Origin of the sequence: Kribbella sp. (genome assembly GCF_035687465.1) — a bacterium.
In the GTDB taxonomy this organism is placed as follows: Bacteria; Actinomycetota; Actinomycetes; order Propionibacteriales; family Kribbellaceae; genus Kribbella.
The window spans coordinates 1-2,892 of record NZ_DASRXP010000321.1; the positions used below are offsets into that span (position 1 = coordinate 1).

The window sequence follows — 2,892 nt, forward strand, 5'->3', positions numbered from 1 at the left end:
CGCACTCTCCTCATGCCGCCAACAGCTACCCCCGCCGGCCACTCTTGGCTCCGCCTACAGAACGCAGTCGAAGACGCCTGGCCCGATGAGGACGGTCAGATCCGAGTACCGGAGGTACGTACCGGCACACTCGACATCGCCGAACAGCTTCAGCAGGTCCATGAACTGGCTCTGTGGGTCGCGACCCTCGACCGTTATGCGACCCGTGACAGTCTTGAACAGGCTCTGGGGCGAGACAAGATCGCGATTCTTCATCAGGAGCGACGGCTAGGTGGCGACAGTCCGTTGTCACTGGTAATTAGCCAGAAGTCAGGCGGGCCGGCGGACCGTGCTATCGGTCGCAGCCTGCGCGCAGCGGGAATTGTCGCCGAATCGTCCGTAGCGCTCTCAATTGGGACCCAGCTACGCCAGGTAGCTAGTCAGGGCTACGGCATCCTTGCCCTGCAAGCAGCTACCAGTGGTGCTGGCATAAATGAACTCGTCGGTCACGTCGTGGCTTTCAGCCTGCTAGCAACGACCACTACACCGTGGCCCCTTCCACCAGGGTGCCGGGTACTGCTCGTTAGCCTCGATGAGTACCGGCACTGGTTCCCCGGTAAGCGCGCCGATCTGCTCGCTATCGCTCTCGACCCGCGGGAGGGTGGGGTTCACGTTGCCGCCATCGAAGTCAAGGCTCGACGCACCGACGAGTCCGACGCTGCCAGCGGTGCCCTCGACCAGCTCAATCAGACGCTTTCCGCTACCCGTTGGGCCGCTTACCCCGAACCAGAAACCATTCACACTCGCCTCTGGCTGAATCGGATTGCTGAGGCCGCGTACGCTGTCGCTAGGGAATCCCGGTTCAAACTCGATGCATTGGAGCTCAAAGCACTCGAAGCCTTCCGACTGGGCCGTGGAACGCTTGAGTGGGCGGGTGTTGGCCTGGTCTTTGGGCCGAAGGTCAAACCGTTTCGCAAGACATACCGGGCGGATGTCGCGGGCGATATCGTGCCTGTCGTTCTCCATGGCATTCAGCTCACTGAGGATTTGCTAAATACGGCTACATCCGTGCGCTTGACTGATCTTCGTACCGTTGAGTCCGACCAGCCGCCACTGCAGAGCAGCCGGGTGCGACGACGTCCGGAGGCAAAGCCAAAACTTTCCGAGGGCGGCCCTTCGTTACCTAGGATGGATCAACAAGGCCGCGCCCGGGAAGCCCGAAAACCTGAATCGGATGCGTCATCGTCTGACACCGCTCCGATTCGGGAGCCGGTCGAGGTGACTGAATCAGAATCCTTTGCCGGCCCGCCGAGGACGACTAGTGCCCACCTCTCGTCGGAGGGTTTCGAAGCGCCTTTGCTCGGTTGGGATGTCGCCTCTGGCGAGGAATTGTATTGGCATCCCACTGGTCCCGGTCAGCGAGTTTTGCAAAACGGACATACTGAGATTTGGGGCTCCTCCGGCATGGGCAAGACTCAGTTTGCCATGAGTCTTTTGGCGCAGCTCGCGCATCACAGTGGAAGCCATTTCGGGATCGCCGACTTCAAGAATGATTACAGTGACGACACTGGATTCCCTACGGTCGCAAACGCTGAATTCCTCGACTTGTGGAATGTCGGCGCGCCCTACAACCCGCTGGCGCTTGAGGACAGCAGTGATCGCGCGATCACTACCGCTATTATCGAACTTCGCGACGCGGTGGATGAGGCAACGAAGAGCTTCACTCGGATGGGTGTGAAGCAGCGGGGAAAACTCGAAACGGCGTTGCGCGTTGCATATCAGACTGGTCAGGCGGAACGGCGCTGGCCGACGCTGTTGACCCTCGACGACCTGCTTGATACTGATCTCTCGGCCGTGCTCGGCGATCTCACCCGGCATGAGTTGTTCCGGTCTGGCGAGCCGCTTGGCGCCGTAATCAACCGGAATGTCGTGTTTGGCTTATCGACCATTCCTGGAAACGGGCAGACCACGGTCCTCGCAACGGGCTTCATTTTGTCCGCGCTGCTGTTGAAAATTCAGAATTTGCCACCAGTACCGAACACTATCCGCTACGTGGCGGTCGTCGATGAAGCTCACCGCGTCAGTGGTTTCCGCGCAATACAGACTATGATCCGCGAAGGACGCTCGAAGGGGCTTGCTGTCATCCTGGCTACCCAACAACCTCTTGATCTGCCAGATGTCGTGGCGGCCAACGCTCAGACGAAGATCTGCTTTGGGCTGCCCGACGCAACGGTTGCGACAATGGCTGCACGGAAGCTCCAACCAGATAATCAACGTCTCGCAGAGCAGATCAGGACACTCGGAGTCGGTGAAGCGTTCGTTAGCCTGGGAGGTGAAGCGCCCCGCCTGATCCGGATGACGCAGGCCCACCGCGATTCTGAGCAACTCGGCTTGCCACGCCTCCGTCGGATAAACTGACATCGTGGTTGCTGGACATCGAACGGGCCGGCCTTCGAGTGCGGTGCGGGTTGCTCGACCTGAAACCGCCGAGGACTCATGGGCCAGCACGCCTGCGGTACGCAACAGAATGCAGCGACAGCGAACCAGAGACACCGGTCCGGAGCTTGCCGTGCGTCGTCTGCTCCACTCCGCAGGTCTGCGCTATCGAGTTGACGTGGCGCCACTCGAAGGTCTTCGGCGTCGCGCCGACGTCGTGTTCGCACGTGCCAGAGTGGCAGTCTTCGTAGACGGATGCTTCTGGCATGGCTGTCCTCGACACGGGTCGAGAGCAACTACTGCCAACTCCGACTACTGGAAGGACAAGACGCGGAAGAACCAGGCGAGGGATGCGGACACCGATGCCAACCTACAACGCGCCGGATGGCTTTCCATCCGCGCCTGGGAGCATGAAAGCCCTCAACTGATCGCCGAAGCAGTCGTCAAGGCCGTACGGACTCGTACGTCTGCGCCAGG

General features: G+C 60.3%; 2 protein-coding genes. Both read left to right on the plus strand.

Features of this window, described 5'->3' with window-relative positions:
* The coding region (locus VFG33_RS16540) for an ATP-binding protein (RefSeq protein WP_325053761.1) at nucleotides 1-2,397 on the plus strand (2,397 nt) is incomplete at its 5' end.
* A gap of 109 nt (nucleotides 2,398-2,506) precedes the next feature.
* The coding region (locus VFG33_RS16545) for a very short patch repair endonuclease (RefSeq protein WP_325053762.1) at nucleotides 2,507-2,892 on the plus strand (386 nt) is incomplete at its 3' end.